Source organism: Peribacillus sp. JNUCC 23, assembly GCF_053653995.1.
Genome location: NZ_CM132202.1, coordinates 388,864 through 412,595 on the forward strand (window position 1 = coordinate 388,864; position 23,732 = coordinate 412,595).

At 36.3% G+C, this 23,732-nt stretch carries 21 protein-coding genes and 2 pseudogenes; 19 read left to right on the forward strand and 4 right to left on the reverse strand.

The window, feature by feature from the left end:
• The first annotated feature begins 45 nt into the window (after positions 1–45).
• From JNUCC23_RS02150 to JNUCC23_RS02175, 6 genes are all read left to right on the forward strand, one after another.
• Positions 46–2,226 carry an amidase family protein gene (locus JNUCC23_RS02150; RefSeq protein WP_454214029.1) on the forward strand — a complete coding sequence of 727 codons (2,181 nt, stop codon included), beginning with the start codon at positions 46–48 and terminating at the stop codon, positions 2,224–2,226.
• A gap of 1,032 nt (positions 2,227–3,258) precedes the next feature.
• Positions 3,259–5,613, forward strand: coding sequence for an FtsX-like permease family protein (locus JNUCC23_RS02155; protein WP_454214031.1), 2,355 nt, complete (start codon positions 3,259–3,261; stop codon positions 5,611–5,613).
• Between the two features lie 167 nt (positions 5,614–5,780).
• Positions 5,781–6,548, forward strand: a complete 768-nt coding sequence (locus JNUCC23_RS02160; protein WP_403077800.1) for an ABC transporter ATP-binding protein — start codon at positions 5,781–5,783, stop codon at positions 6,546–6,548.
• A gap of 837 nt (positions 6,549–7,385) precedes the next feature.
• Positions 7,386–7,748, forward strand: coding sequence for a DUF2089 domain-containing protein (locus tag JNUCC23_RS02165; protein ID WP_062187133.1), 363 nt, complete (start codon positions 7,386–7,388; stop codon positions 7,746–7,748).
• Between the two features lie 14 nt (positions 7,749–7,762).
• A complete protein-coding gene (locus tag JNUCC23_RS02170; RefSeq protein ID WP_403077796.1) occupies positions 7,763–8,158 on the forward strand; it encodes an SHOCT-like domain-containing protein in 396 nt (131 codons plus the stop codon).
• Between the two features lie 5 nt (positions 8,159–8,163).
• Positions 8,164–8,451, forward strand: a complete 288-nt coding sequence (locus JNUCC23_RS02175; protein WP_454214034.1) for a hypothetical protein — start codon at positions 8,164–8,166, stop codon at positions 8,449–8,451.
• Positions 8,452–8,608: 157 nt separating this feature from the next.
• On the opposite strand, the gene JNUCC23_RS02180 is transcribed toward JNUCC23_RS02175, so the two are convergent.
• Positions 8,609–8,941, reverse strand: a complete 333-nt coding sequence (locus JNUCC23_RS02180) for a tyrosine-type recombinase/integrase (RefSeq protein ID WP_454214036.1) — start codon at positions 8,939–8,941, stop codon at positions 8,609–8,611.
• A 347-nt stretch (positions 8,942–9,288) separates the two neighbouring features.
• Here JNUCC23_RS02180 and JNUCC23_RS02185 point away from each other — a divergent pair, with 347 nt between their 5' ends.
• The 4 genes and pseudogenes from JNUCC23_RS02185 to JNUCC23_RS02200 all read left to right on the forward strand — a co-directional run.
• Entirely contained in the window at positions 9,289–9,615 is a 327-nt protein-coding gene (locus tag JNUCC23_RS02185) for a PadR family transcriptional regulator (RefSeq protein ID WP_403077787.1), read from the forward strand.
• Positions 9,612–10,259 (forward strand): permease prefix domain 1-containing protein, encoded by a 648-nt coding sequence (locus JNUCC23_RS02190; protein ID WP_454214038.1) that lies wholly within the window; start codon positions 9,612–9,614, stop codon positions 10,257–10,259. The genes JNUCC23_RS02185 and JNUCC23_RS02190 overlap by 4 nt, the downstream gene beginning before the upstream one ends.
• A gap of 24 nt (positions 10,260–10,283) precedes the next feature.
• Complete coding sequence (locus JNUCC23_RS02195) at positions 10,284–10,580, forward strand: hypothetical protein (RefSeq protein WP_454214039.1); 297 nt, start codon at positions 10,284–10,286, stop codon at positions 10,578–10,580.
• Positions 10,581–11,084: 504 nt separating this feature from the next.
• Positions 11,085–11,223, forward strand: a pseudogene (locus tag JNUCC23_RS02200) (integrase); the annotation flags it as partial.
• A gap of 85 nt (positions 11,224–11,308) precedes the next feature.
• Here the strand turns inward: JNUCC23_RS02200 and JNUCC23_RS02205 are convergent.
• Entirely contained in the window at positions 11,309–12,427 is a 1,119-nt protein-coding gene (locus JNUCC23_RS02205) for an NAD(P)-dependent alcohol dehydrogenase (protein WP_454214041.1), read from the reverse strand.
• A gap of 179 nt (positions 12,428–12,606) precedes the next feature.
• Here JNUCC23_RS02205 and JNUCC23_RS02210 point away from each other — a divergent pair, with 179 nt between their 5' ends.
• The 4 genes and pseudogenes from JNUCC23_RS02210 to JNUCC23_RS02225 all read left to right on the forward strand — a co-directional run bounded on the left by JNUCC23_RS02210 (position 12,607) and on the right by JNUCC23_RS02225 (position 15,769).
• Complete coding sequence (locus JNUCC23_RS02210) at positions 12,607–13,287, forward strand: helix-turn-helix transcriptional regulator (RefSeq protein WP_403077776.1); 681 nt, start codon at positions 12,607–12,609, stop codon at positions 13,285–13,287.
• A 323-nt stretch (positions 13,288–13,610) separates the two neighbouring features.
• A complete protein-coding gene (locus JNUCC23_RS02215) occupies positions 13,611–14,027 on the forward strand; it encodes a MarR family winged helix-turn-helix transcriptional regulator (protein ID WP_454214043.1) in 417 nt (138 codons plus the stop codon).
• 396 nt (positions 14,028–14,423) lie between these two features.
• Positions 14,424–14,708: pseudogene (locus JNUCC23_RS02220) on the forward strand (NAD(P)H-binding protein); the annotation flags it as partial.
• A gap of 68 nt (positions 14,709–14,776) precedes the next feature.
• Positions 14,777–15,769, forward strand: coding sequence for an LLM class flavin-dependent oxidoreductase (locus JNUCC23_RS02225; protein WP_454214044.1), 993 nt, complete (start codon positions 14,777–14,779; stop codon positions 15,767–15,769).
• A 118-nt stretch (positions 15,770–15,887) separates the two neighbouring features.
• Here JNUCC23_RS02225 and JNUCC23_RS02230 read toward each other — a convergent pair whose 3' ends face one another.
• Both JNUCC23_RS02230 and JNUCC23_RS02235 read right to left on the reverse strand, forming a co-directional pair.
• The gene (locus tag JNUCC23_RS02230) at positions 15,888–16,109 is read right to left on the reverse strand and encodes a hypothetical protein (protein WP_454214046.1); all 222 of its coding nucleotides are present in this window, start codon (positions 16,107–16,109) and stop codon (positions 15,888–15,890) included.
• Between the two features lie 67 nt (positions 16,110–16,176).
• Positions 16,177–17,091: an AraC family transcriptional regulator gene (locus JNUCC23_RS02235; RefSeq protein WP_454214048.1), complete on the reverse strand. Its 915-nt coding sequence runs from the start codon at positions 17,089–17,091 to the stop codon at positions 16,177–16,179.
• A gap of 191 nt (positions 17,092–17,282) precedes the next feature.
• On the opposite strand from JNUCC23_RS02235, the gene JNUCC23_RS02240 reads away from it, so the two are divergent.
• The 5 genes from JNUCC23_RS02240 (at position 17,283) to JNUCC23_RS02260 (ending at position 23,516) form a co-directional block, all read left to right on the forward strand.
• Entirely contained in the window at positions 17,283–19,406 is a 2,124-nt protein-coding gene (locus JNUCC23_RS02240; RefSeq protein WP_454214049.1) for a glycoside hydrolase family 3 protein, read from the forward strand.
• A 556-nt stretch (positions 19,407–19,962) separates the two neighbouring features.
• Complete coding sequence (locus tag JNUCC23_RS02245) at positions 19,963–21,102, forward strand: YibE/F family protein (protein ID WP_403077761.1); 1,140 nt, start codon at positions 19,963–19,965, stop codon at positions 21,100–21,102.
• Positions 21,099–21,875, forward strand: a complete 777-nt coding sequence (locus JNUCC23_RS02250; protein ID WP_454214052.1) for a YibE/F family protein — start codon at positions 21,099–21,101, stop codon at positions 21,873–21,875. Before JNUCC23_RS02245 ends, JNUCC23_RS02250 begins: the two co-directional genes overlap by 4 nt.
• Before the next feature lie 52 nt (positions 21,876–21,927).
• Complete coding sequence (locus tag JNUCC23_RS02255; protein ID WP_454214054.1) at positions 21,928–22,449, forward strand: plasmid pRiA4b ORF-3 family protein; 522 nt, start codon at positions 21,928–21,930, stop codon at positions 22,447–22,449.
• Between the two features lie 350 nt (positions 22,450–22,799).
• A complete protein-coding gene (locus JNUCC23_RS02260) occupies positions 22,800–23,516 on the forward strand; it encodes a 3-ketoacyl-ACP reductase (protein WP_062187120.1) in 717 nt (238 codons plus the stop codon).
• Positions 23,517–23,732 lie beyond the last annotated feature (216 nt).

Here is a 23,732-nt window from a genome sequence, read left to right on the forward strand (position 1 = left end):
AAGAGTTTAATCATTAATTAGGAATTATATTAGGGGGGAAACACCATGTTTAAGACGATATACAAGTTTAGAACTTTGATAGCTTTTATTTTAGTAATAACCATGCTTCCTTTGGTAAGTGTTTCTGCAGAAGAAACCAAATTTGACCCATTCGAAAAGAGTATTGGTGAAATTTCTGAAGCATTAAATAACAATCAGATTACCTCTGAGCAATTGGTTAAATATTATCTAGAGCGTATAGAAAAATATGACAAGCAAGGTCCAACGATTAATTCAATCATTACCATTAATGATCAAGCTTTAGAGATTGCAAAGCAATTGGATGCAGAAAGACAAAGTGAAGGCTCAAGAAGTATTCTTCATGGTATCCCAATCGTTGTTAAAGATAATTTTGATGTCATAGGAATGCCTACGACAGCAGGCTCAGTAGCATTAAAGGATGCTTATCCTACAGAAGACGCTTTTACGATTCAAAAACTTAAGGATGCAGGGGCAATTATCATTGCAAAAACAAATTTATCAGAGTTCGCAGCATCATATGGCAGGTTAGGATACAGCTCATTAGGTGGCTTAACTCTAAATCCGTATAATCTAAACCGAGATGCTTCTGGATCAAGCAGCGGATCTGCAGCGGCAGTTGCAGCCAATTTTGCTGTATTTGGACTAGGGACAGATACATCTGGATCAGTCAGAGGACCAGCTAATGTTACAGGACTAGTTGGTATTAGACCGACACTTGGTTTAACAAGTCGTAGCGGGGTAGTTCCATCCTCGTTAAATTTTGATACTACTGGACCATTAGCAAAGTCTGTGGAAGATGCAGCCATTGCATTAAGTTTTATGGCCGGTGTTGATGAGAAAGATGACAAAACTTTGCTTGCAAAGGATCACATTGTAAAAGACTATAGTAAATTATTAGATAGCAAGGCTTTAAAAAATGCTCGAATCGGAGTAGCTAGTGACTTTTTTGGAGATAACGCAGAGGTAGACTCTATTACCAAAAAGGCACTAGAAAAGATGGAGAAAATAGGTACAGAGCTTATTCCAGTTTCTTTCTCAGAAAAGACGAAATATCTTTGGACACCTATTATTGGCCCTGTTAATGACGCGGATTTTAAAGTTCAATTAGAAGAATATCTAAGTCAACTTCCAGAGGGTCAGCCGAAAACTCTAGAAGAAATTATTAAAATCAGTGAATCTCCAGAGGTCTTGAATTCATCGACTCCAGTAAATCCAGCGCGTCTGGAAGGTCTAAAAAACTCTATGGTACAAGCAGAGTTTAAGGACACACCAGAATACAACAATATCGTAACGGAAGAAATGTCTGAAGTACGTCATGAAATCGAAACAATGATGAAAGAAAATGATTTGGATGCCATTGTTTTTCCAACGTTGTCATGTCCAGCTTCACCGAGATTTGATAAGGAAGATCCTACATATGTATGTGAAGCATATGACACGTATGCTGCGGGTTATGTAGCAACGGCCACAGGATTCCCTGAAATTACCGTGCCTGCTGGAGCTACGAAAGAAGAGTTACCTGTTGGGGTTTCTTTCTTAGGTTTGGCATATAGTGAACAATCACTACTCGATTTAGCCTATTCTTTTGAACAGGCAACCGATGCTAGAACTATACCAAAAACAACACCTAATTTCCAAGTTGATTTCGATGGTAAAACTACATTTAAAGATGTAACTTCCTTTGTAGATGAGATTGAGTATTTGACTGATAAAGGAATTATTAAAGGATACAAAGATGGAACATTTAAACCAAATGAACCAATTACTCGTTTGCAAGCTATAGAGATCATTTTAAGAGAAAAAGGAATTACGGATTATTCTAGTGTTCTTAATCCGGGATTTATTGATGTGAAGCCTGATGATTATGGATATGAAGAGATTGCGAAGGCTGTTGAATTAGGTATTATCAATGGAAAAATAAATGCCCAAGGTCAAAAATATTTTGATCCTAACGGAACGTTAACCCGATCACAAATGGCTAAGGTCCTAGTGTTGGCTTATGACTTAAAAGGAACTTATCCAACGGATTTCAAGGATGTCCCAAAAGGATACTGGGCATATAATTCTATATCCATACTGGCAGCAAATAATATTACTGCTGGTTACAAAGATGGAACGTTTAAACCAACTATTAATCTATCACGTCAACATTTTGCTGCTTTTATGGCTCGATGTCTAGATGATAAATTTAAGCCTTCAAAGTAAAGGTTGAAACTAAATTTTTTAGCGGAAGAAACAAGAATAATAATGCAAAAGAGAAGGTTTTTCATCAGTTCACTGAACTGGTGAAGGACCTTTTTTGTTTAGAAATGTTGGTGATATATTCAATAAAATAGCTTGAATAAATATGATAAATGAAATAAAGATTGAATTCTAATTATCACCAAAATCAGTTCGTCACACCCAATACGAAAAAATCCAGAGGAAGGGTTGTGTAAGTGAAGAGGTTATTAAACTATATAGAAATTGTGTAGTAAAAAGTAATACGTCTCCAATGATAAGTAATTTTTGCGAATGGATCTTTTATTAAGGTTCTTTTCGTAAAGATTGTTGTTATTAGCAAAGTAAATTCGAGTAGATGTTGATTGTAGTGGAAGGTGCGAGACTCCTGCGGGACAATCGTGTTGAGGGAGACCCCGCAAGTGCAAAGCACTGAGGAGGCTTCTGAGACCGCCCGCGGAAAGCGAGTACCTGCAACGGGAATCAACCCAGGTTGTTAGTGTAAATATAATTGAAAAGCAACAAAGTATGCGAAAACAGCCTTTATTAAAAATGAAATCATCCAAATCCGATCTAGAACGACTGATAAAAAAGATATAGATTACTAGATCCATTGCTTATCAATAAATACCCATTCTTGACCCTGTGTGCCCATTAGTTCATCAATAAACTCTTCGTGCTTGTCCGTTGCAGTTGAAATGATTATTACTTCTTCCACTTTCTTCCTTGCATTCCAATTATTTTTTTATAATAACCTCCAATAATCAACTTACTAAAATAGGGCTGAGGGCTTAGTAAATAATTAGGCTTAAGCGGGTTTGCCTAATAAATACCATTTTGTATGATTACTTTAGTAAGTTCAATAATCATTCAGGTCAAGTCTACTAAGAATCCAGCATGTAAGCACATTATTCATTCAAAAAGTTAATGGAAATTCTTCCTCTGAAGAAATAACCAAATTTGTTAGAGACAAGATAAATTAGAAAAATTTTATCAATGCAGGAAGGAGAAATAATAATGTTTTTGAAAATAATCAAGAATGATTTCCTCAGAAACAAAATTGTAACGATGACAGTATATGTATTTATCACGATGGCCGTTATTTTGGCAGCCAGTGCCATTAATAACATTGCCAATCTGATTCAGTCGATATCAGATCTTCGGGAGCGTGCAGTTCCAGCTGACATTGCGGTAATGCATGCCGGAGAATATAACCAGGCAGAAATCGACCAATTCACAGAACAATACCGTGACCATATAGCGATGCAGGAGACGATGGTTCTTCAGAATATTGATGGAAGCAATATTCATTTTGGCCAAAATCAAACGATGGCTGGAACTATACAGGATATTTCGTTTGTTGTACAGAATAAGAAATTTGATTTTATATTGGATCTGGATAATGAAAAGCTGGATGTAAATGAAGGTTTCGTTGCGGTTCCCATCTATTTCATGGAACAACACGACTTAAAAATAGGTGATACGATTACGGTGAAAAGCGGCGGGGATGAGAAAGAGTTTGTCATTTCAGATTATGCAAGAGATTTTGAGATGAACTCTTCCCTTACTTCTTCGAAACGGTTTGTGATAAATCAGAATGACTATGATGAAATACTTGAAATGCAGGCTGGGGAACTGGAATATCTGATCGAGTTCAAACTGAATGAAAACGGGGATTCTGCTGCGGTTCAGACTGCCTATATCGAAGCCGGTCTTCCGGCAAACGGTCCTATAATCGAAGGAAAGATATTTACGATGTTTAATGCTATATCTGATATGGCAGTTGCGATTATCATTATATTTATTAGTATTCTGCTTATTGTGATTGCTTCGCTCTGTATTAGACTTACATTTCTGGCAACGATTGATGAAGATATTAGAGAAATCGGTGTTATGAAAGCAATGGGAATATCCAAAAAAGATATAAAAAAGGTCTATCTTAACAAATATAGAGTCATCTCAGCAGCAGCCGGTATTATCGGTTATCTGCTTTCCTTTACAGCGGTAAATCTGTTAAACGGTAATATGAGACTTTACATATCTTCCGATTTATCAGGTAGCTTAACATATGTACCATCGCTTATAGCTCCATTACTTGTATATTTCATGATTGTGATGTACTGCCAGCAAGTACTGAAAAGAATCGATAAGATTTCTGCGGTGGAAGCTTTACGGAAAGATTCTATGGAGCGCGAAAAGAACCGAAAATACCATTTCCCGCTGCTAAAGAACAAATTCTTCAGCACCAATATTTACATGGGGCTGAGGGATGTATGGAAACGATTCAAATTATACAGGCTGCTGTTTGTTATTTTTATCATATGTACGTTCATTGTCATACTCCCCTTAAATATTTATAACACCATGAATTCACCGGAATTTTCCACATACATGGGAATTGGGAAATCCGACATGAGAATCGATCTTCGAAGGACAGATACGATTACAGAAGATTTTAAAAAGCTACAGGCAGAACTGCAGAATGATTTGGATATTGAAAAGTATGCGGCCTATCTCACAAGTTCCTATCAGGTCAAAAATGCGGAAGGTTTCTGGGACTATATGAATATTGAAACCGGAGATTTTTCAGTATTTCCATTAAAATATCTGGAAGGCAGAGCACCTCAGGGTGAAGCGGAAATCTCACTTTCCTTTGCAAATGCGTCAAAAGACGGGGTAAACAAGAAAGTTGGAGATGAAGTAGTAGTAAAGGTTGCCGGGACAGAAAAGACCTTGAAAGTAACTGGTATTTATCAAGATATTACAAATGGCGGAAAAACAGCAAAGGCACATACCAGTCTCGGTTTAAATGAAGAGGCCGTTCTTTGGTATATTGTGAGCATGGACGTGGCTTCAGGCATCGATGTTCGTGAGAAAATGGACTATTATCAGAATACCTATGATTCTGCGCAGGTAAATGATATCAAAGAATATACTGGGCAGACTCTTGGAAACATCATTGATCAGATGAGCCTGATTGTTATAGGCGGAATCGCAATAGCAGTAATTATTGCTGTATTGATAACTGCATTATTCCTTCGGATGTTATTATCAAAGGATATGTCTCAGATTGCAATTATGCGAAGTATGGGATTAACTTCTAAAAATATTAAACATCAATATATGGCAGGAACTATGATGGTACTCATATTAGGAATCATAGTTGGAGTGCTGGCTGCGAATTTTCTAGGAGAATTTCTTGTAAGTATGGCAATGTCCTCTATGGGAGCCGCAAAAATTCAATTAGTTAATGTTGCATGGCAGACTTGGCTACTATGTCCGTTAGCCCTGATTGTAGCCGTTGGATTTACGATATCTGTGTGCTGTAAGGTAACAGCAGAAGATGATTTATCTGTAGTTTTAAGAAGTTAGAACGGATGAAAAAGGTCGGAGTTGAGGCGTATCTCCGAAGATGGAAGAAGCCTACTGCGTGAAGGCACCGATGCAAATAAGAATGCAGATTCCTGAAAAATAAGGCATTCCGGGGTGCCTCTGCGGTATAGAATTTGTTTCAAATATCTTATACCGGAGGAATATATATGAGAAAAATATTAGAAGCAAGAAGTATAAACAAAAAAGTAGATTTAGGAAAAGAAAATGAGCTTCATATCTTAAAGGATGTAAACTTGGAGATAGAGGAAGGTGAATTCGTATCGGTCATGGGGCCATCCGGAAGCGGGAAGACAACGCTTCTATATAATGTAAGCGGTATGGATAGAATTACTTCTGGCAGTATGAAATTTAAAGGCCGTGAAATCGGCAGACTAAAAGAAGAAGAATTGGCGCAGATTCGACTGGAAACAATGGGATTTATCTTTCAGGATATTAATCTATTAAAGAATCTGTCATTGATTGACAATGTTATGTTTCCTGCTCTTGTATCAAAAGATGTGGATAAAAATGCGGTAAATCAAAAAGCAAAAAAACTGTTGGAAATGACAGGAATTGAAAAGCTTGCAGATCATAATATCACCCAAGCATCTGGTGGACAGCTACAGAGAGTCGGCATCTGCAGAGCATTGATCAATAATCCGGATATCATTTTTGGAGATGAACCGACCGGAGCATTAGATTCCAAATCGACAGAAGAGATTATGTCAATTCTTGCAGAGGTTAATCAAAAAGGGACGACCGTAATGCTCGTTACGCATGATGTAAAGGTGGCAGCAAAAACTGAAAGAGTATTGTATATGGTAGATGGAAATCTTGTTGCGCAGAAGAAAATGCGTAAATACGATGCGCGGCATGACGATATTAAGGAAAGAGAAGAAAGCATTATGAAATGGTTAGTGGAAAATGGATTCTAGTTTTTCATTGGCATTCGTATAAAGTTCATATGGGAAATTTATTAGGTAAGCTCGAAAGGAATAGTTAAGAATGTTTGTAAGGAAAGGCACGCTAACAATTTGCTAACGCAATCAAGTGAAAATAATGAAATCATGTTAAAAATGTTACACTCCTAATTTTGACACCCCTAGATATATCGCGCTTTTTGAATACATCACCAAAGATATTACACACTCTCATCTTACGGGCGGCATGACGTAATTCACTGAATTACACCCAGTAATCCCAACGTTTTAGCACTAGGTACCTTAAATTAGGTTCCAAAAAGGTGCCAAGATTTTAAAATTAGAGGATTCTCCTGAGTTGAGAAAACTTGTGGGAAGCTTCTTTTTTCATTTCTTGTGTCACATGTAGATAGACATCTTTGGTGATGTGATCATCTGAATATCCGAGACGGTCCACGATCTGTAAAAATTCAATTCCTGTTTCTGCAAATAAAGATGTATAAGTATGGCTTAGTGAATGGGGCGTTAAATGTCTTGTTATTTTGGACAACTACTTACTCTGGCCATTTGAATCTCTATAATCGTAACAAAATTGGATAACCTAGATAAAATCCCTTCATTTCAATAAAGGGGTTTTTAGGTAGTTGAATATAAATGCATAAAAACCAACTTATCAGAGAAGGTCTTTCATCAGTTTACTGAACTGGTGGGAGGCCTTTTCTTCTATATTGGTTATTGTACGAGAATAAATGTTTATTTTATGAATATAAAAATTAAAATATTTAATTTTATATGTTTACATTTTTAAGATTATTAATTATGATATAAATAATTTAAAGAAGGGGGATGGCTGTGATTTATCCGGTGATTACAACTTGCCCAGTGTGCAGCGATACGTTGAAGATTACAAAATTGCAATGCACCCATTGTCATACAACAATTGAAAACGAATTTGAATTATCGAAACTAGCTTCTCTCACTAAAGAGCAGCACTACTTCATTGAAATATTCCTTAAAAGCCGCGGAAATATAAAGGAAGTGGAAAAAGAGTTAGGCATTTCTTATCCAACTGTACGCGGAAAATTAAATGACATCATCGCTGCTCTTGGTTATGCAGAAAAAAAGAATGAAACAGAAGAGAGAAAAGTCATCTCCATGCTAGAAAAAGGTGAAATTTCTCCAGAGGAAGCAATAAGAATTTTAAAGGACGAGTAAAGGGAGGCTTTGTTATGAAGGAAGACATTTCAAAAATATTGACTATGGTTCAAGAAGGGAAGTTAGGCTCGGAAAAGGCAACTGAACTGATCCATGTATTGAAAGAAAAAGAGGCAGCAGCTATACCTGCGGCTAAGCAAACGGACTATTTGGATAGAATGTTGAGAATTCGCGTTTCATCTGAGCAAGGCGATAATGTGAATGTTAATTTGCCATTACGATTAATCAAAGTAGCGTTAAAAACAGGACTAAGTATCGCTTCAGCCATTCCGGAATCCGCTAAGTATGTAAAGGATATTAACACCATAGATGTTGACCTGATTTTAGAAGCGATTGAAAAAGAATTATCTGGACAAATCGTTGATGTTACAAGTGCAAACGGTGATAAAGTGTTGGTTGTAATTGAGTGAGCCTGATGATCAAAGTGAAGGTCAAACTAAAAGATCGTAAGCAATTAATAGTTCGGGTACCGTATTTTCTATTACGGACAGGGGGCTACGTCATATCTTCACGAATGATATGGTCATTCATTCATCGAATGATTGAAAAATCCAATATGAACGTTAAAGAAAACGCTTGGATTCCTACATCTATTGATCGCAAAGATATTAGGGCATTGTTAAAAGCCGTAAAGCAATATAGAGGGTTGACGATAGTAGAGGTTCAAGATAAAGAAGGTACTGAAGTTGTTGTTAAGCTATAGAGCTAAATTGTTAGACTAGGCGAATTGGCTATTTAAAAGTGGGGTGCCCAGAAAGTAGGATTTAACTGATATGCTGGACCACCCTTTTCTATTTTGGCGGCCAATCGAAGCTTCTCATAAGTTCACTGAACTTTTGGGAGGCTCCTTTTTTCATTTCTTACGTAATGTGGAGATACACATTTTTTGTAATTTGATCATCGGAATGCCCTAACCGATCCATGGTCTGTTCTAAAGCAACTTTAGCCTCGGCAAGAAGTGATGTATGCGTATGGCGTAACGAATGTGGTGTTAACTTAAGGTACAGGCCTGCAATTCTAAGCAGTCTTGCCATTCTATTTTGAACGGTCTTAATGACGATGGGATATCCGTATTGTCGTCCCATTTTTGCAAAAATAAAGTCTTCATTGTAGCAATCGTCCCCTAACCGCTCAATGACTTGATCTTGATCCTTTTTATGCTTCTTCAAAGCGTTTATTACCTCTTCATCCACAATAATTTTCCTTCTTGATTAGCTCTAGCTTTTCGGGAAATCATTCTTCTTGTCCGGTTGATTCCTTCCCTTGTACTGTCTGAGTATCCTTGAACCTTTAAGTCATTCAGCGTGTCTTGATACATTTTCATTTAATATCCTTTGATCTTAACTGAGAGAAATAGGGTAACAACTTACTGATTTCATGATGCCCGATTAGAGAGTGAGTAATCCGTAATGTGATAAACAGAATGAGCAGCAAGGAAGTAAATACAATTGATGGGGAAAATGGGTTTTTTTATAAATAACATTGTTATACGATGTAAATTGTTATACAATGTTGATACAAAAAACTTGGAGGGAATATTATGGACAGGGAGCTGCTAAAGGGCAGTATTGAAATCTTATTACTATCATTATTAGCAGAAGTGGATTGCTATGGGTATGAAATGACAAGAAAATTACGGGTATTAAGCCATGATGCCTACCATATGAATGAAGGAACATTGTACCCTGCATTAAAGAGGCTAGAGAAAAAAGAATGTGTGACGTCGTATTGGAGTCAGGGATCGGAGGGCGGCCGGAGAAAGTATTATTCTATTACTAAAACCGGGCGTACTGTTTTGGCAGAAAAGCTGCGAAATTGGAAACAAATCAATACGTTAATAGAAAATACAGTGGAGGGATTATCATGAAGGAGATTGAACAATATGTAAAGGAAATCACCTTGGGTCTGCCCGATGATGAAAAGGAGGAATTAAGAGAAGAGATTTATGCACATCTTCAGGACCATGTAAAAGAACTATTAATTAAAGGATATTCTGAAGAAAATGCGGTTCGTCAGGCTATTGAATCCTTTGGTAATCAAGGTAAGCTGAATCGAGAGTTAAAGAGGACCATTTTTCCATTTTATAAACCAATTCGGTTCGTGTGGTGCGTTATTTTTGTTACCGGGTTTTTATGTCTTGTTTCCTATTCTGCTATGGAATACTATCATCCAGAATTTGATAATAGTTTGCCGCTTTACAGTGTGTTGATGGGGATGTTCATTGTAACCCTTATTACCGGTACCGGTGAGGTTTTGTATGAAGCCCTTGCCAGCCAATTTAAGGTGAAATGGCTGCTAAATCCTTGGCTGTTCTTTTTGGTGCCATCATTGTTATTTGGCGGAATCCAGACGCCGTTGCTGTTTAAGCATCCGGAACAGTATCAGGACAGCTTGTGGCTGGATTTGTATGCCGTTCCAATTGGTGCTTTTGCGTACATCATTTCAAGGCAGCTGTTTACTTTGCTCTTTGTGCGTAATAAAAATAAACTTAAGAGGACGACGGTCCATTAAAGTTATAAGGTGGAGGTTGTATAATTGACTGATATGACAATTAAAAAAATAAACTTATTGATTCCATTATTTTTATTAGTTATCAATCTTATATTCTCAGCTTTTCTTATCGAAGAATTAATCGATGCCTCTGAGCCGAATTACGGAGTAACTGGATTCTTTACACCTATAATTGGTTTAATTTCTTTTATATATATTAGAAAATTAGCAGGAAAAAAGATGATTCTTTTGTTAAGAGTTTTACAACTATTTAACTGGATTTTTATTATTTTTCCTATAGCTGTTTTTATTTATGGGATCATTATCATGATTGGTTTTTAACTATCGGGTATTATGAGGTAAGAAACGTGCCTTTGCTATATATAGCTCCTATTTTCCTGTTCCATTTACGGGTTTATTTAGTCGAAAATGAGATAATAAATTCAATTAATAGGAACAATCATGTGAATATGAAAGATATTTTTTATCTTTTGACCAATTGAGATTCCTATTGTCTTAAGAGATAATAAGTGATTTCAAGAAAAATAATGTTTTCTCCTTAGAAGTATTGGATTAAGTTTTATTTTAATGTAATCGTTTTTATATGCTGCTTTACTTGATTATTTGTTTGTAAATTCGACAATAAATCGTTTGTAAACTATGGTGCAATCGTATGTTATTTGTATGTTTTTCTAAATTCCTACCGATAGTCACAAAAGGATTTGAAGACATTTCACCGAATTCGAAAGATGATTCTATTGCGAAGAGCATGATAGTAAAAATTGAAGATATTTTGAGCGTTTCTTCAGAAATAAGTAAAACTTTATCATAAAAACAGAAAGCATCATTTATTCAACCGGATGTAGAATTGGGGAAGCTGCTAATATAGATAAGTACTCAATCAATTATAATCAACGGTCTGTCAGTAGAAGGGAAAAAAGAGCGAGAAGTATATTTTAATACGCGATGTAGCGTATGGTTAAAATGATATTTAAGATGAACGGTGGGGACACAAAAGGAGGGGGATCTGTAAAGGAATACCCCTCCTTTTAAATACGTTGAACGTAAAATTAATTTTCTGGTACGTATGTTTCGTCAATAATCAAGATTGGTTTGATTATTTTACCAGATAGTGATTCTTCTGCAGCTTTATTGATATCTTCAAATTTATAGAATTTCGCAAGTTTGTCAAATGCGAAGTTCCCTGCTTTATAGAAATCAACCATTTGGCGGATTGATAATTGTGGAACTGCTTTACCCATACGGGCACCAACTAAGTTACGATTTTGCATTGTGAAGTCATTTGTCGTGTTAATTTCCATTTCTTGAGCTGCTGCAACCGGTGCTACAGAACCACCTACTGCCAAAACTTCGATGGCGCTATGAACAACGACATTTACACCAGTCGTATCCAAACTGTAGTTAACACCTTTACCATTTGTTAATTCCAGAATTGCTTCTTTCACATCGATGTTTTTACTATTGATTATGTGTGTTGCACCAAGCTCTTTCGCTAATTTTAAGCGGTTATCGTGGATATCAACAGCGATAACTTTTGTACAGCCTGCGATTTTCGCAGCCATCATTGCAGCTAAGCCAACTGCACCAGAACCAAAAACAGCCATTGTTGTTCCTGGTTCTGGTTTTAAACCATTAAATACTGTACCACTACCTGTTAAGAAACCACAGCCAAGTGGACCAACTAAACGTAAGTCTACAGATTTATCAACTTTTGTTAAGCTTGATGGACTTACAACCGTATATGTCGAAAATGATGATTGACCGAAGAAACGTGTAACTGGTGTACCATCTTCTTTTGTTAAATAAGGTGTATCATCATCACGTTTACCATAGAAGTTTATATGGTTCCAGTCATCACATGATGCTGGTAAGCCTGTTAAACAGCTATCGCAATGTCCGCAATAAGCAAAAGAAATTACGACATGATCTCCTGGTTCGTAACCCACAACGCTTTTCCCTATTTTTTCAATAATCCCTGACCCCTCGTGTCCAAGAACGATTGGCATAGGGTAATATGTATAACCTTTACGTACCACATCGTCAGAGTGACACATACCAGATGCCACGATTTTTACTAACACTTCATCATCACGAATTTCACTTAATTCAAGTTCTTCTATTTCATATGGTTGGTGAAGTCCATTTAAAACGGCTGCTTTAATTTTCATTAAAATCTCTCCCGAAATGTTCATATTTTGTCCGCAATTTCATGATATTGCTTTCTTATTTGCTTTAATAGTTATCTTTAAGTACAAAGATTTACTAGACGAAAGTATAGTTTCAATTTATTTCTTTATACTTTCGTCTAGTCTATTTGATATAGTAAAAAAGAATGGAGTGATTTTTGATGATAAAAGATTGGCAAAAGCAACTGTTATCTATTCCACAAACTGAATTCATCAATGAGCGCCTCTTTGAAATGATGAAAATATTTTATGAAGCATTTCCTTGTCGTATTATGCAACTGTTTCAATATTCGATCCTCAATTGTTCCTTTAGTGGTATTTTGTCTTACGAGCATCCGAATGTTCAATCGATTGCCCATATACACGAAACGATGAAAATTAATACGTATGTACATGAATCCATTTTAGATAATGAAGTTCGCTTTTTTTATAATAGTAAATTCCAACTTTCGATTGGTAATCAATTTGTCCTTTCAGAACCAATTCATAATATGATACTCGTTCCTTTTTCAATTAATGGTACCGTAATTGGTTTTATGACCGGTGTCAATGTGCAGTTTAAAGTGACCGACGAAGTGCTGCAAGAGATGCGCAGGTTTAGTGATAACTGTGTACACATACTCCATCTAACGGACTATGCGCAAACAAAACATTTTACAGACAAGGAGATCATCGTAATGCAATATATTAGCAATGGCTATACGACAAAGGAAATTAGTAATACTCTTCATATCACCGAATCGACTGTGAAATATTTTTTGAAAAATGTGATGTTGAAAACGAATAGCACTAATCGAACAGAAGCGGTTGCCAAGTTATTTCGTATGAAATTGTTACATTAATGTTTGTTCAACAATCGAGGTAGCATTCCTGTGATATTAGAAGATAAGCTTATAGTTTGTGAAAGAATGTACTTGAACAAAAGGGGTCCGATTGTTCAAGTAGAGCAATCGCTTCTTGTTCTGTGGAGATATACATTTCTGGTTATATGATCATCAGAGTGACCCAATCAATTAATGACTAAGACTGAACTAGATTTAAATAAGCTACAAGTCCCTAAATTGCAGCTTTGAAACATCTTCAACAAAGCAAATTACTTGAAGTTAAAACAATCTCGCGATATAGTTAGCATGCTACCTAGTTGTTTATGAAAGAAGGTGCACTTTTGATTGAAGATGAAATTCGAGAAGTGCTCGATGAAATATCGACGCAAATGCGGCGAAATTACTCGGAAATGTTACGCGAACTAAATCTGCATGTTGGTCAAGATCAGTTGCTATGCCGACTATGGAGAGGGGACGGCATTACACAGATCCAGCTAAGTGAACGTTTGAATTGTGAACCGCCAACTATCGCAAACATGGTAAAAGCATTAGAAAGCTACGGTCTCATTTACCGACAGCGTGATGAATTAGATGGCAGAATCAACAGGGTTTATTTAACTGCTAAAGGTAAAGAGGTAAAAGGCCCGATTGAGAAAGTTTGGCGAAGACAACAAGATAAGTTATTGGATGGAATGTCATCCGATGAACTTTTATTGTTAAAAAAGCTTTTGCAAAAAATGGCTGAGAATATTTCTTAAGCTCAGCTTTTTTGCGAAAATCATTAGCATACTAATGATTTTTTGAATAAAAAAAGCGCAAATCAGATGTCTACAACTCAACCTGAATTAAAATTATTGATTTTAGACCTTACGAGTATTCATCAAGGTAAAACGGCAACCGGATCATTACAGGTTTCAACAGCGCTTGTGTAGGTAGCCCAAAGATTGGTTTATATAAGCTACTAGTTTGCAGAACATTATAATACTAGAAATCAGATTAGCACCTCCCCTAAATGATTAAGCGCACATGCAACGGCAAATTCGAGAGAGATATGTGTGGGGGCGAGTGGTATTAAGTTGTCGAACCATAGCCTACTGAAAATGGTCGGAAATTTCAGATTGTTGGAAACCCTGATAAAAAAGCAATGTAGGATAGAAAAGTGGAGCAGTATCAAGCATTATATGGTTGCCAAACATCACGCGGACAAAATCCTTGAGCAAAGTGGCTTAATCTATACGATTATTCGACCTGGAGGACTATTGAATGAGCCGGGTACTGGAAAAGTTTCAATTGCGGAAGATTTAGAAGCCACTTCGATTCCACGTGAAGATGTAGCGCAAACGATTATAACTGCTTTAACGATGGAAAACACTTTTAACCGTTCATTTGATCTAGTGTCGGGTGAAAATCTAATTTCAGATGCATTGAATAAGATTTAAGCATTCAGATGGACTAGAAAAAGTCAATTTGCAGATAGAATAAACTAATAGGAAGGATGTTTTATAGGATGAGATTAAGTATATTGGATCAAGCCCCTATTACGAGCGGGAATACAGCTACAGATGCTTTGAAAAAGGCGGAAGAATTGGCTGTTTTAGGAGATGAATTAGGCTTTCATCGAATGTGGATGGCAGAACATCATGCAACCAATACTTTTGCAAGTTCAGCCCCTGAAGTGACGACAGCTCATTTGGCTGCAAAAACAAAAAGAATTCGTATTGGAACTGGTGGAGTGATGTTGATGCATTATTCCCCGTTGAAACTAGCTGAGGTGTTTAAAACGCTAAGTGCATTTTCACCAGGCCGTATTGATTTTGGTGTGGGTCGAGCTCCTGGTGGCGATAACAATTCCATTTATGCTTTATCTGAAGGACGCCAACCGATGGTAAACAATATGTATGAAAAATTTGATACTGCACTGCAGTTGATCAACGACGAAGTACCTGAAGATAGCTTATATAATAAAACAATCGCAACACCGTCCCAAGTCATTTTGCCAGAAGCTTGGCTGTTGGGTTCGACTGGTAATAGCGCTGTTCAAGCTGGGCGTAGAGGAATAGGCTATTCTTTTGCACAGTTTTTCAATGGTGAAATGACCAAAGAGATTTTAGATACATACAAAAGGAACTTTCAATCTTCAGCTTTTATGGAGAAACCGCAAATCAATGTTTCCTATATGGTGACAACAGCTGAAACAAAAGAAGAAGCTGAATTTGAAGCAAAGCCTCAAGATATTTGGCGGTTACTGTTTATGAGAGGCAGGATCGGGGCAGTTTTGACACCTGAAGAAGCCCGTGATTATCCATTGTCGGAAATGGATCGCATGATCATTAAAGAAAATCGTAAAATTCATTTAGTGGGCGCAGTAAAAGAAATCGCAACATTGTTACAAGAAGAGCAAGCTCACTATGGATTTGATGAAGCGATGATTTGTAGTATTCCTCATTCACAAGAGAAACGCCTGGATGTTTATCGACTATTGGCACGGGAATTGTTTTAATGGAGGAGTTGTCTAGACAGTGCAATAGATACCTTGGAAGAAAAGCTCATAATGTCATTTATTCAAGTTAAAAGAATAACGAAGTAAAGAAAGAGGTCCAATTTATTCTATTCTTCTTTTAATTATTAAGAGGAGAATAGAATAAATGTATATCATTATCTTCATACTTCTTTACAACGGAAGGTGAAATCATAGGATCGGTGATTATGCCATTAACAGATTTGACATTACAAATTCTCGACGTTGCAGTAGTTTCAAATTTTGTGTGATCTGCTACTTCAAATTCTCCATATTCGTAATCCATTAACCCTTCTTCAAGTTTATGTGGATATATCTTCACTACGGACATACCTATTGACTAACAAAGACGGGTAAGCGCGCCTAAATGAGTGTTGTGTAGACGCATCTTAATATAAATTTTTATATTCTTTTTGGAGCTCTTTTGGTGACAGATTGTATTCCTTTTTGAAGAGTCTGTAAAAACTCGAATAATCAGGAAAACCGCATTTTAAGGCAATTTTCTCTATGGAGATCTGATTTTGTTTAATCATCGTTACAGCAAAAGATAGACGTTTTAGTGATACGTAACGGTAAAAGGGTAGGTTCATGTTCTTTTTAAAGTAATGAGAAAAATAGTATTTATTTAAATGAAAATAATTAGATACATTGTCTAAACTTAAATCTGGCTCTGTCAAATGTGATTCAATGTACTCTAGTACAGATAGGAACCTTTGGTCTAGTTTATCCTTGTTTCTAAGGCTGGGCATACTACTTGCGGGATCAAAGATAACTTGGAGTGCCTGAAATAATTGATAATTTATTGTGAAGGGAAATTTTTCTTCGCCACTGTTTATTCTATGAGTTACTTCATCTAGTAAAAAAATAATATCTTGAAAATTTTTTGAATGCAGATGTAACACGTAAGAACCTTGTGTCTTTTGATTAACAATATTCTCTTTCATAGAAGGTGAACTAGATAGAAAGTCGCTCATTAAATGCTCACTAACGCTAACAATTATGCGCTCATAGTTATCGATACTCTTAACATTCGCTTTATGAACAGCATAAGGAGGGATCACCACAACATCCCCTCTCTTTAAGGAATATGTCTTTCCTTCACAAAAGAATTCACACTCCCCATCTAAAAATACAAGAACCTCCAAAACATCGTGCCTGTGCAATTGGAATAAAGACTCTAATTGGGAAAATTTTTCGGATGATTCGTTATATTCCTCGAGCCAATCATGGGATTGATTTTTTTTGCTAAAGTAATGAATTTCAAAACCTTTATTGATTACTGGAATAAGAATAGATTGCTTCATTTAATGTCATCCTCTATATAGCAATAATTACAATATTTTGAGCAATATACGCCATTTATTTTTAACTTTTTGTTGTTATTATAACAATATAAAGAAAGCGATATCAAATTTAGTATATATAGTGTGGAAATGATAGATAGATTTTTCTCAAGGGTATAATGAGAAGAAGACCAAGTTTAGGAGGCATTAAAATGGAATTTAACCATAAACAACCCGATTTAGAAGTCAGAGTCAAGAACATCATTGAAGTGGATGGATTAAAATTTAAAGATTTGAATAACAGTGGGAAGCTAGAACCTTATAAGGATTGGCGTTTAAGCCCGAAAGAGCGTGCAGAGAACCTCGTTTCATTGATGAATATCGATGAAAAGGTCGGTATGATGCTAATTAATTCACGTAAAATGGGACTTGCTCAGGAAGATAAGGAAAAGACAAGTCATGATGGTATATTAGATGAAGCGATTGTGGAAAAAGGGGAAAATATCTTTGCCGCATCAAAAATATACGGAACAACTCATACTATTGAGAAAAGGAATTTAAGACACTTCATTTTAAGAGACAACTTTAGCCCAGCTGAAATGGCGGAGTGGGTTAATAAAATGAATGAAGTTGCTGAGGGAACCCGTTTAGGTATTCCTGTATTGATCGCATCTAATTCAAGAAATGAAAATGCAGAACCTATTTTTGGTATGAATGATGCAGGTGGAATCTTCTCCACATGGCCTGGAACTCTAGGACTTGCAGCGGCAGCACAGGGAGAGATTAAAAACGGTGAAGATGCATCACTTATTAGCGAATTTGCTGAAATTGCTCGTAAAGAGTGGGATGCTACTGGTATCAGAAAAGGTTATATGTATATGGCGGACACTGTTACAGATCCAAGATGGCAACGGACATATGGTACGTTTGGAGAAAATCCTGAATTTATTTCTGATGCGATCGGTCGCCTTATCGATGGATTCCAAGGTGAAGAGCTAGGGAAAGATAGTATTGCAATGACAACGAAGCATTTTCCAGGTGGCGGAGCAAGGGAAAATGGATTCGATCCTCATTATGCAGAAGGAAAGTGGAACCTATACCCAACTCCAGGAAGCTTAGAAAAGTATCACTTACCACCATTTAGAGCAGCAGTAGAACATGGAACATCGTCCATCATGCCATATTATTCTATACCAAGCATCAAGAAGAGTGTGGTACAAGAGTTCGAGGGGGAGGACATTCCGTTCGAAGAGGTAGGCTTCACATTTAATCATTATTTCATCAATCATATTCTTAGAGAAAAACTTGGATTTAAAGGCTATATCAATAGTGACAGTGGTATTGTAAATAATATGAGCTGGGGCGTTGAAGAGTTGAGTGAGGCGGAACGTTTTGCTAAGGCAGTCAATGCTGGGACAGATATTGTCGCTGACACAAACGATACAGAAAATCTTAAATTAGCCATTAGTAAAGGTTGGATTAGTGAAAAACGTATTAATGAGGCCAATGTACGACTGCTTACAGAAATGTTTACTTTAGGTCTTTTCGATGATCGTACGTATAATTCACCAGAATTGGCTACATCTATTGTTAGTAATCAAGCTCATTGGGATGCTGCATATGAAGGGCATAAAAAATCTGTAACCATCCTTAAAAATCAAAGCGAGACATTACCATTAACAGCTGAAAAGCTTCATAATCAGAAGGTTTATGTGGAAGTATTACACAAGGAAGTAGAACGAGCAACGGCGTACACTGAAAAAGCAAGAAAAGAATGCCAAGAGCTTGGCCAGTTTACGTTGACTGATAACTATGAAGAAGCGGACGTAGCGATCATGTTCTTACATCCAAAATCTGGTTCTTATTTCAACGCGACAGCAGGACTATTAGAACTTGATATTTGTGAGGATAAAGTAGTATCAGCTTTGGATGGCTCATTATATCAAGAAACTACTGTAACTGGTATGAATCATCTAAAAGAAGTGACAGATAACATTCATAGCCGTGGCGGAAAAGTGATTATCAGTGTTAATGTGACATTACCATGGATTCTTGGAAGTGTAGAACCGTTGGCAGATGCTTTAATTGCTGGATACGATACTTTCTATAATGCGCAGTTTGAAGTTATCGCAGGCAATAGCCGACCAGTAGGCGTTTTACCATTGACATTACCAGCAAGTGAGGAAGTAATTGCTGTTTATCAGAATGGTGATTGTGTGTCAAGGAATGATGTACCAGGCTATGACAAGGACAAGTATATGCCTGCAGGACTCAGCTATGCGTATAAAGATAGCGATGGCAATATCTATAAACTAGGCCATGGACTAAGCTATTAATAACAATGCTCTGTTAATTCTAAAAGTGCTGTAATATAACCCCCTTTAGGTAGACACGAAAAAAAGAGAACATGATAATATGTTCTTAACAGTCTACTTAGAGGGGATTTTTCATTCATATTGTCAGTCATGTGTGTGTAAATTACAAATATATCCAACTCCTAACCCTTTCAGTGTTAAGTGATAATCATCATAACACTGAAAGGGTTAGGAGTTTTTTTGACACGAAATGAATGACAAGTGATGTGGCAGGAACGTATCGATGCATGTAAACCAAGCCATAATAATAAGACGAATTGGGAGAGGTTCTCTTGACTGTTAAAATACATTCCTGTTATTCTAATGCCATTATTAACTGACCACAATCGTTTAGGTGAGGCTCCTGTGCTGGCGACACCCTAATGCTCAGAATCATGCACTTTTTTGAAAAAAATTATGAAAAATTTCAATTGGTCCCTAAAAACTACATTTAAATTTTACTCCGTATTAACGGGTACCACTGATTGAAGTTTCACTTTATACACTGGGTTCCATCCTGATAGTTGGAGGTTTTTTTTTGAATGTTATCGTAAACAAATTTAAAAAAATGTCTTACAAAAAAATAGTTTTGTACACCATAATAGGACTTTGTTTTGCCGTCTCTGTTTTTTTTATTAATCACAATGATTCGTTTTATGAACGCCCAATAGCCAAAGTCATCAAAATCAATCTGGAAGATACATCTGAAATGATTGATATACATAATAATAAAGATCATCTATTCACACAGCGTATAATAGCTGAAATAAAAAATGGAGAAAATAAAGGGAAAGTTATCCATTTAAAGAATGAATATTCATCATCCGGAGCTTATGATCAAGAATACCGTGTTGGAAATGAATTGTTTGTTTCTATTGATACGAATACAGAAGAAAATGAAGATTTAACTGGCGCCATAAAAGACGTAAAACGTGATAAATACGTTTTATTTATAGCTTGGATTTTTATCTTTATTTTACTTATCGTTGGAAAAAAACAAGGGCTATTTTCTATTATAAGTTTGGCAGTCAATGCGGTTTTATTATCTTATGCATTAGATGTCTATTTGTATGACCCAGAAACGAGTTTGGTATTGATTTGTGGTATAAGTGTTATTTTATTTACTGCCATTTCTTTGTTACTCGTTAACGGTTTTAATGAAAAAACATATGCAGCTATTATTGCGACCTTGCTAGGAACTTTTATCTCACTGTTCATTACCTATCTTGTTATATGGTTAACTTCTGGAAAAGGCCTTCGTTATGAAGAGATGCAATTCCTTACTCGTCCTTATCAAATGGTATTTATGGCGGGGGTATTCATCGGGTCTTTAGGCGCTGTAATGGATGTAGCTATTACAATGTCATCATCTATCTTTGGGTTGTATGAACAGAATAACAACATATCAATCAAAGCACTTAAAACTTCAGGATTGGATATTGGCAAAGACATTATGGGAACGATGACGAATATATTATTTTTTGCATACATAAGTGGTTCCATTCCAATGCTTATTTTGTATTTCAAGAATGCTTCTCCATTGGCGTTTACCCTTTCTATGAACCTTTCATTGGAGTTGGCTCGAGCCTTAGCTGGTGGTATTGGAATTGTGTTAGCGATTCCGATCGGTCTGTATACGTCTATTTATTTTGTTAATCGAAAGAAGGCAAGATCATGACTGTATTAGTGTGGCTGGCGGCTATTTTATTTATACTGATGATACTTATTGGTGGAAAAAAAGGAGCACGGTCTTTTATTTCTTTATTCTTAAACTTTGGTGTGCTACTTCTTACTATACTGCTTATGACAGATCCAAATGCTGATCCGATTATCTTAACATTGATTGCTTGTGCAGTGATTAGTTGTATTAATCTATTTTATATTAATGAAGTAAACAGTAAAACAACTACTGCATTCATTTCTACTATTATCACGATTATTATTTTACTTTTTTTTATTGTCATTGTGACAGAAAATGCTATGATTCAGGGGTTTGGTGAAGAAGAAATAGAAGAGCTTAGCATATTTTCGCTTTATATAGGTGTAGATTTTGTTAAAATTGGAGCTTCCGTGATTATTATGAGTACGATCGGTGCTATTACTGATGTTGCCATTTCTATTACGTCTCCCATGCGCGAGATATTTTATCATAATCCATTAATTAGTAGGAAAGATTTATTCGCATCTGGGTTAAGTATTGGGAAGGATATCTTAGGAACAAATACGAATACGTTATTTTTTGCCTTCTTTGGGGGATATCTGGGATTGCTTCTATGGTTTAAAGATTTATCTTATTCGGTTGGAGAAATCGTAAATTCAAAAGTATTTAGTGCTGAGATGATAACTATACTTTGTGCTGGAATGGGGATAGCTCTGATTATTCCAATTGCCTCCTGGATTAATGCGTATTTTTTAGTGAAAACAAGAGAAAAAGGCAAGATATCTAAATAGGCTTCATGATAGGAAAGCTAGAACGAGTAGAAAAGAAAAAGGAAGGTTCTCTATGAAATCCTACATCTTAACCTTTCAATTTGAAAATATTGAGCCAGTTGTGTTGAGAAAAGTAATTGTACCAGGTGGGATTACATTTAATCGTTTGCATGATGTCGTTCAAAATGTAACGAATTTTCAGAGTGGATATCCGTATGAGCTTATTCATTTGTTCGAGTTTCAGCTAGATGATGTTGTTGTAACGAATAATGTACAACAAATAGATGAAGCGAAAAGCAAATCGTATAAAGGAATTCCGGTGAAGCAGCCAACACGTATAAAAATTGATACTTATTTGGAGCGCTTGGGTGAATTTTTATATGTGTATGATTTCGGTGATGATTGGCGCATTCATGTGAAGCTAGAAGAAGTCGTGGAGGATTATTATTTTGGTTTCCCAACCGTGCTCGATTGGGCAGAAGAAGCACCGCCGGAGGATGTAGATGGTCTACCTGGATTTGAGCACTTTCTTGAAGTCTATCAAAGCTCTTCTCACCCAGAGCATAACTATTTCCAAAGTTGGGCGGCTGAGTAGGGGTTCCGATTATTCGATAAAGCGTCTATGAATCAAAGTCTCAAGCACCATAAATTCAAAAAGACTGAGTGGGATAAAGTAGATCATGAGAATTATCGAATAATATCAGATAAATATATAGATACAACGAAGCAATGAAGTTGAAAATCTTCTGAGCATCTGCTATATGTTAATTAAGCTTTCATATAAAGAAACGTAATTCTCTATTTAGAAGAATGATGTGCCAAAATAATAGTAACTACTTAATTAATCAATTCATCTTACTTAATTATTAAAATGTGTTTACCCACAATTCATTTCAAAAAAGGTTACAATAAAAAGATTTCATCTAAAGTAAAGGAGCGGAAAACATGCAAACGATCACAGGAAAAGTAGCGTTAATTACAGGCGCAGGGCGTGGAATTGGACGTGCAACAGCAATAGCTTTTGCCAAAGAAGGTATTCACGTAGGTCTTGTAGGACGTACGCTTGAAAATTTACAACAAGTAGCAGAGGAACTAAAACAGTATGATGTGAAGGTAGCATACGCTTGCGCAAATGTAGCGGATTTAGACTCGATCACGACAGCGGTTGAATCAATTCGTGGAGAGCTTGGTGCAATTGATATTTTAGTAAACAATGCTGGTATTTCAAAATTCGGTGGCTTCATGGACTTAACACCTGAAGAGTGGACAAATATTATCGATGTTAACGTCAAAGGTGTATACTACACAACACGTGCGGTATTACCAGAAATGATCGAGCGTAACACAGGTGACATCATTAATATCTCATCAACAGCTGGACAAAAAGGTGCACCCATTACAAGTGCATACTCGGCTTCAAAAGCCGCAGTGATCGGACTAAGTGAGTCATTAATGCTAGAAGTGCGTAAGAAAAATATTCGTGTTACAACATTAACGCCAAGTACCGTTGCAACAGATATGGCTGTAGAGCTAAATTTAACAGACGGCAATCCAGAAAAAGTGATGCAAGCGGAAGATTTAGCAGACTTAATGGTTGCACAGCTTAAACTGCATCCACGTGTTGTATTAAAACATGCTGGACTTTGGTCAACGAATCCTTAATAGAACTATAACAAGACGCTATCCAATGTTTTTCGGATGGCGTCTTCTTTTTTTGAATAAAAAACTTTAATATTGGTACGGAAATTACAAAAAAGTATCATAGAATGTGAATGTTGGGAGGGTTACAACAGTTACAGTGACTTTTGATTATGCACTCATTAATTTAAGTAATGAAGGTAATAATGATGAAAATGGATGTTTATACATAACCAGGAG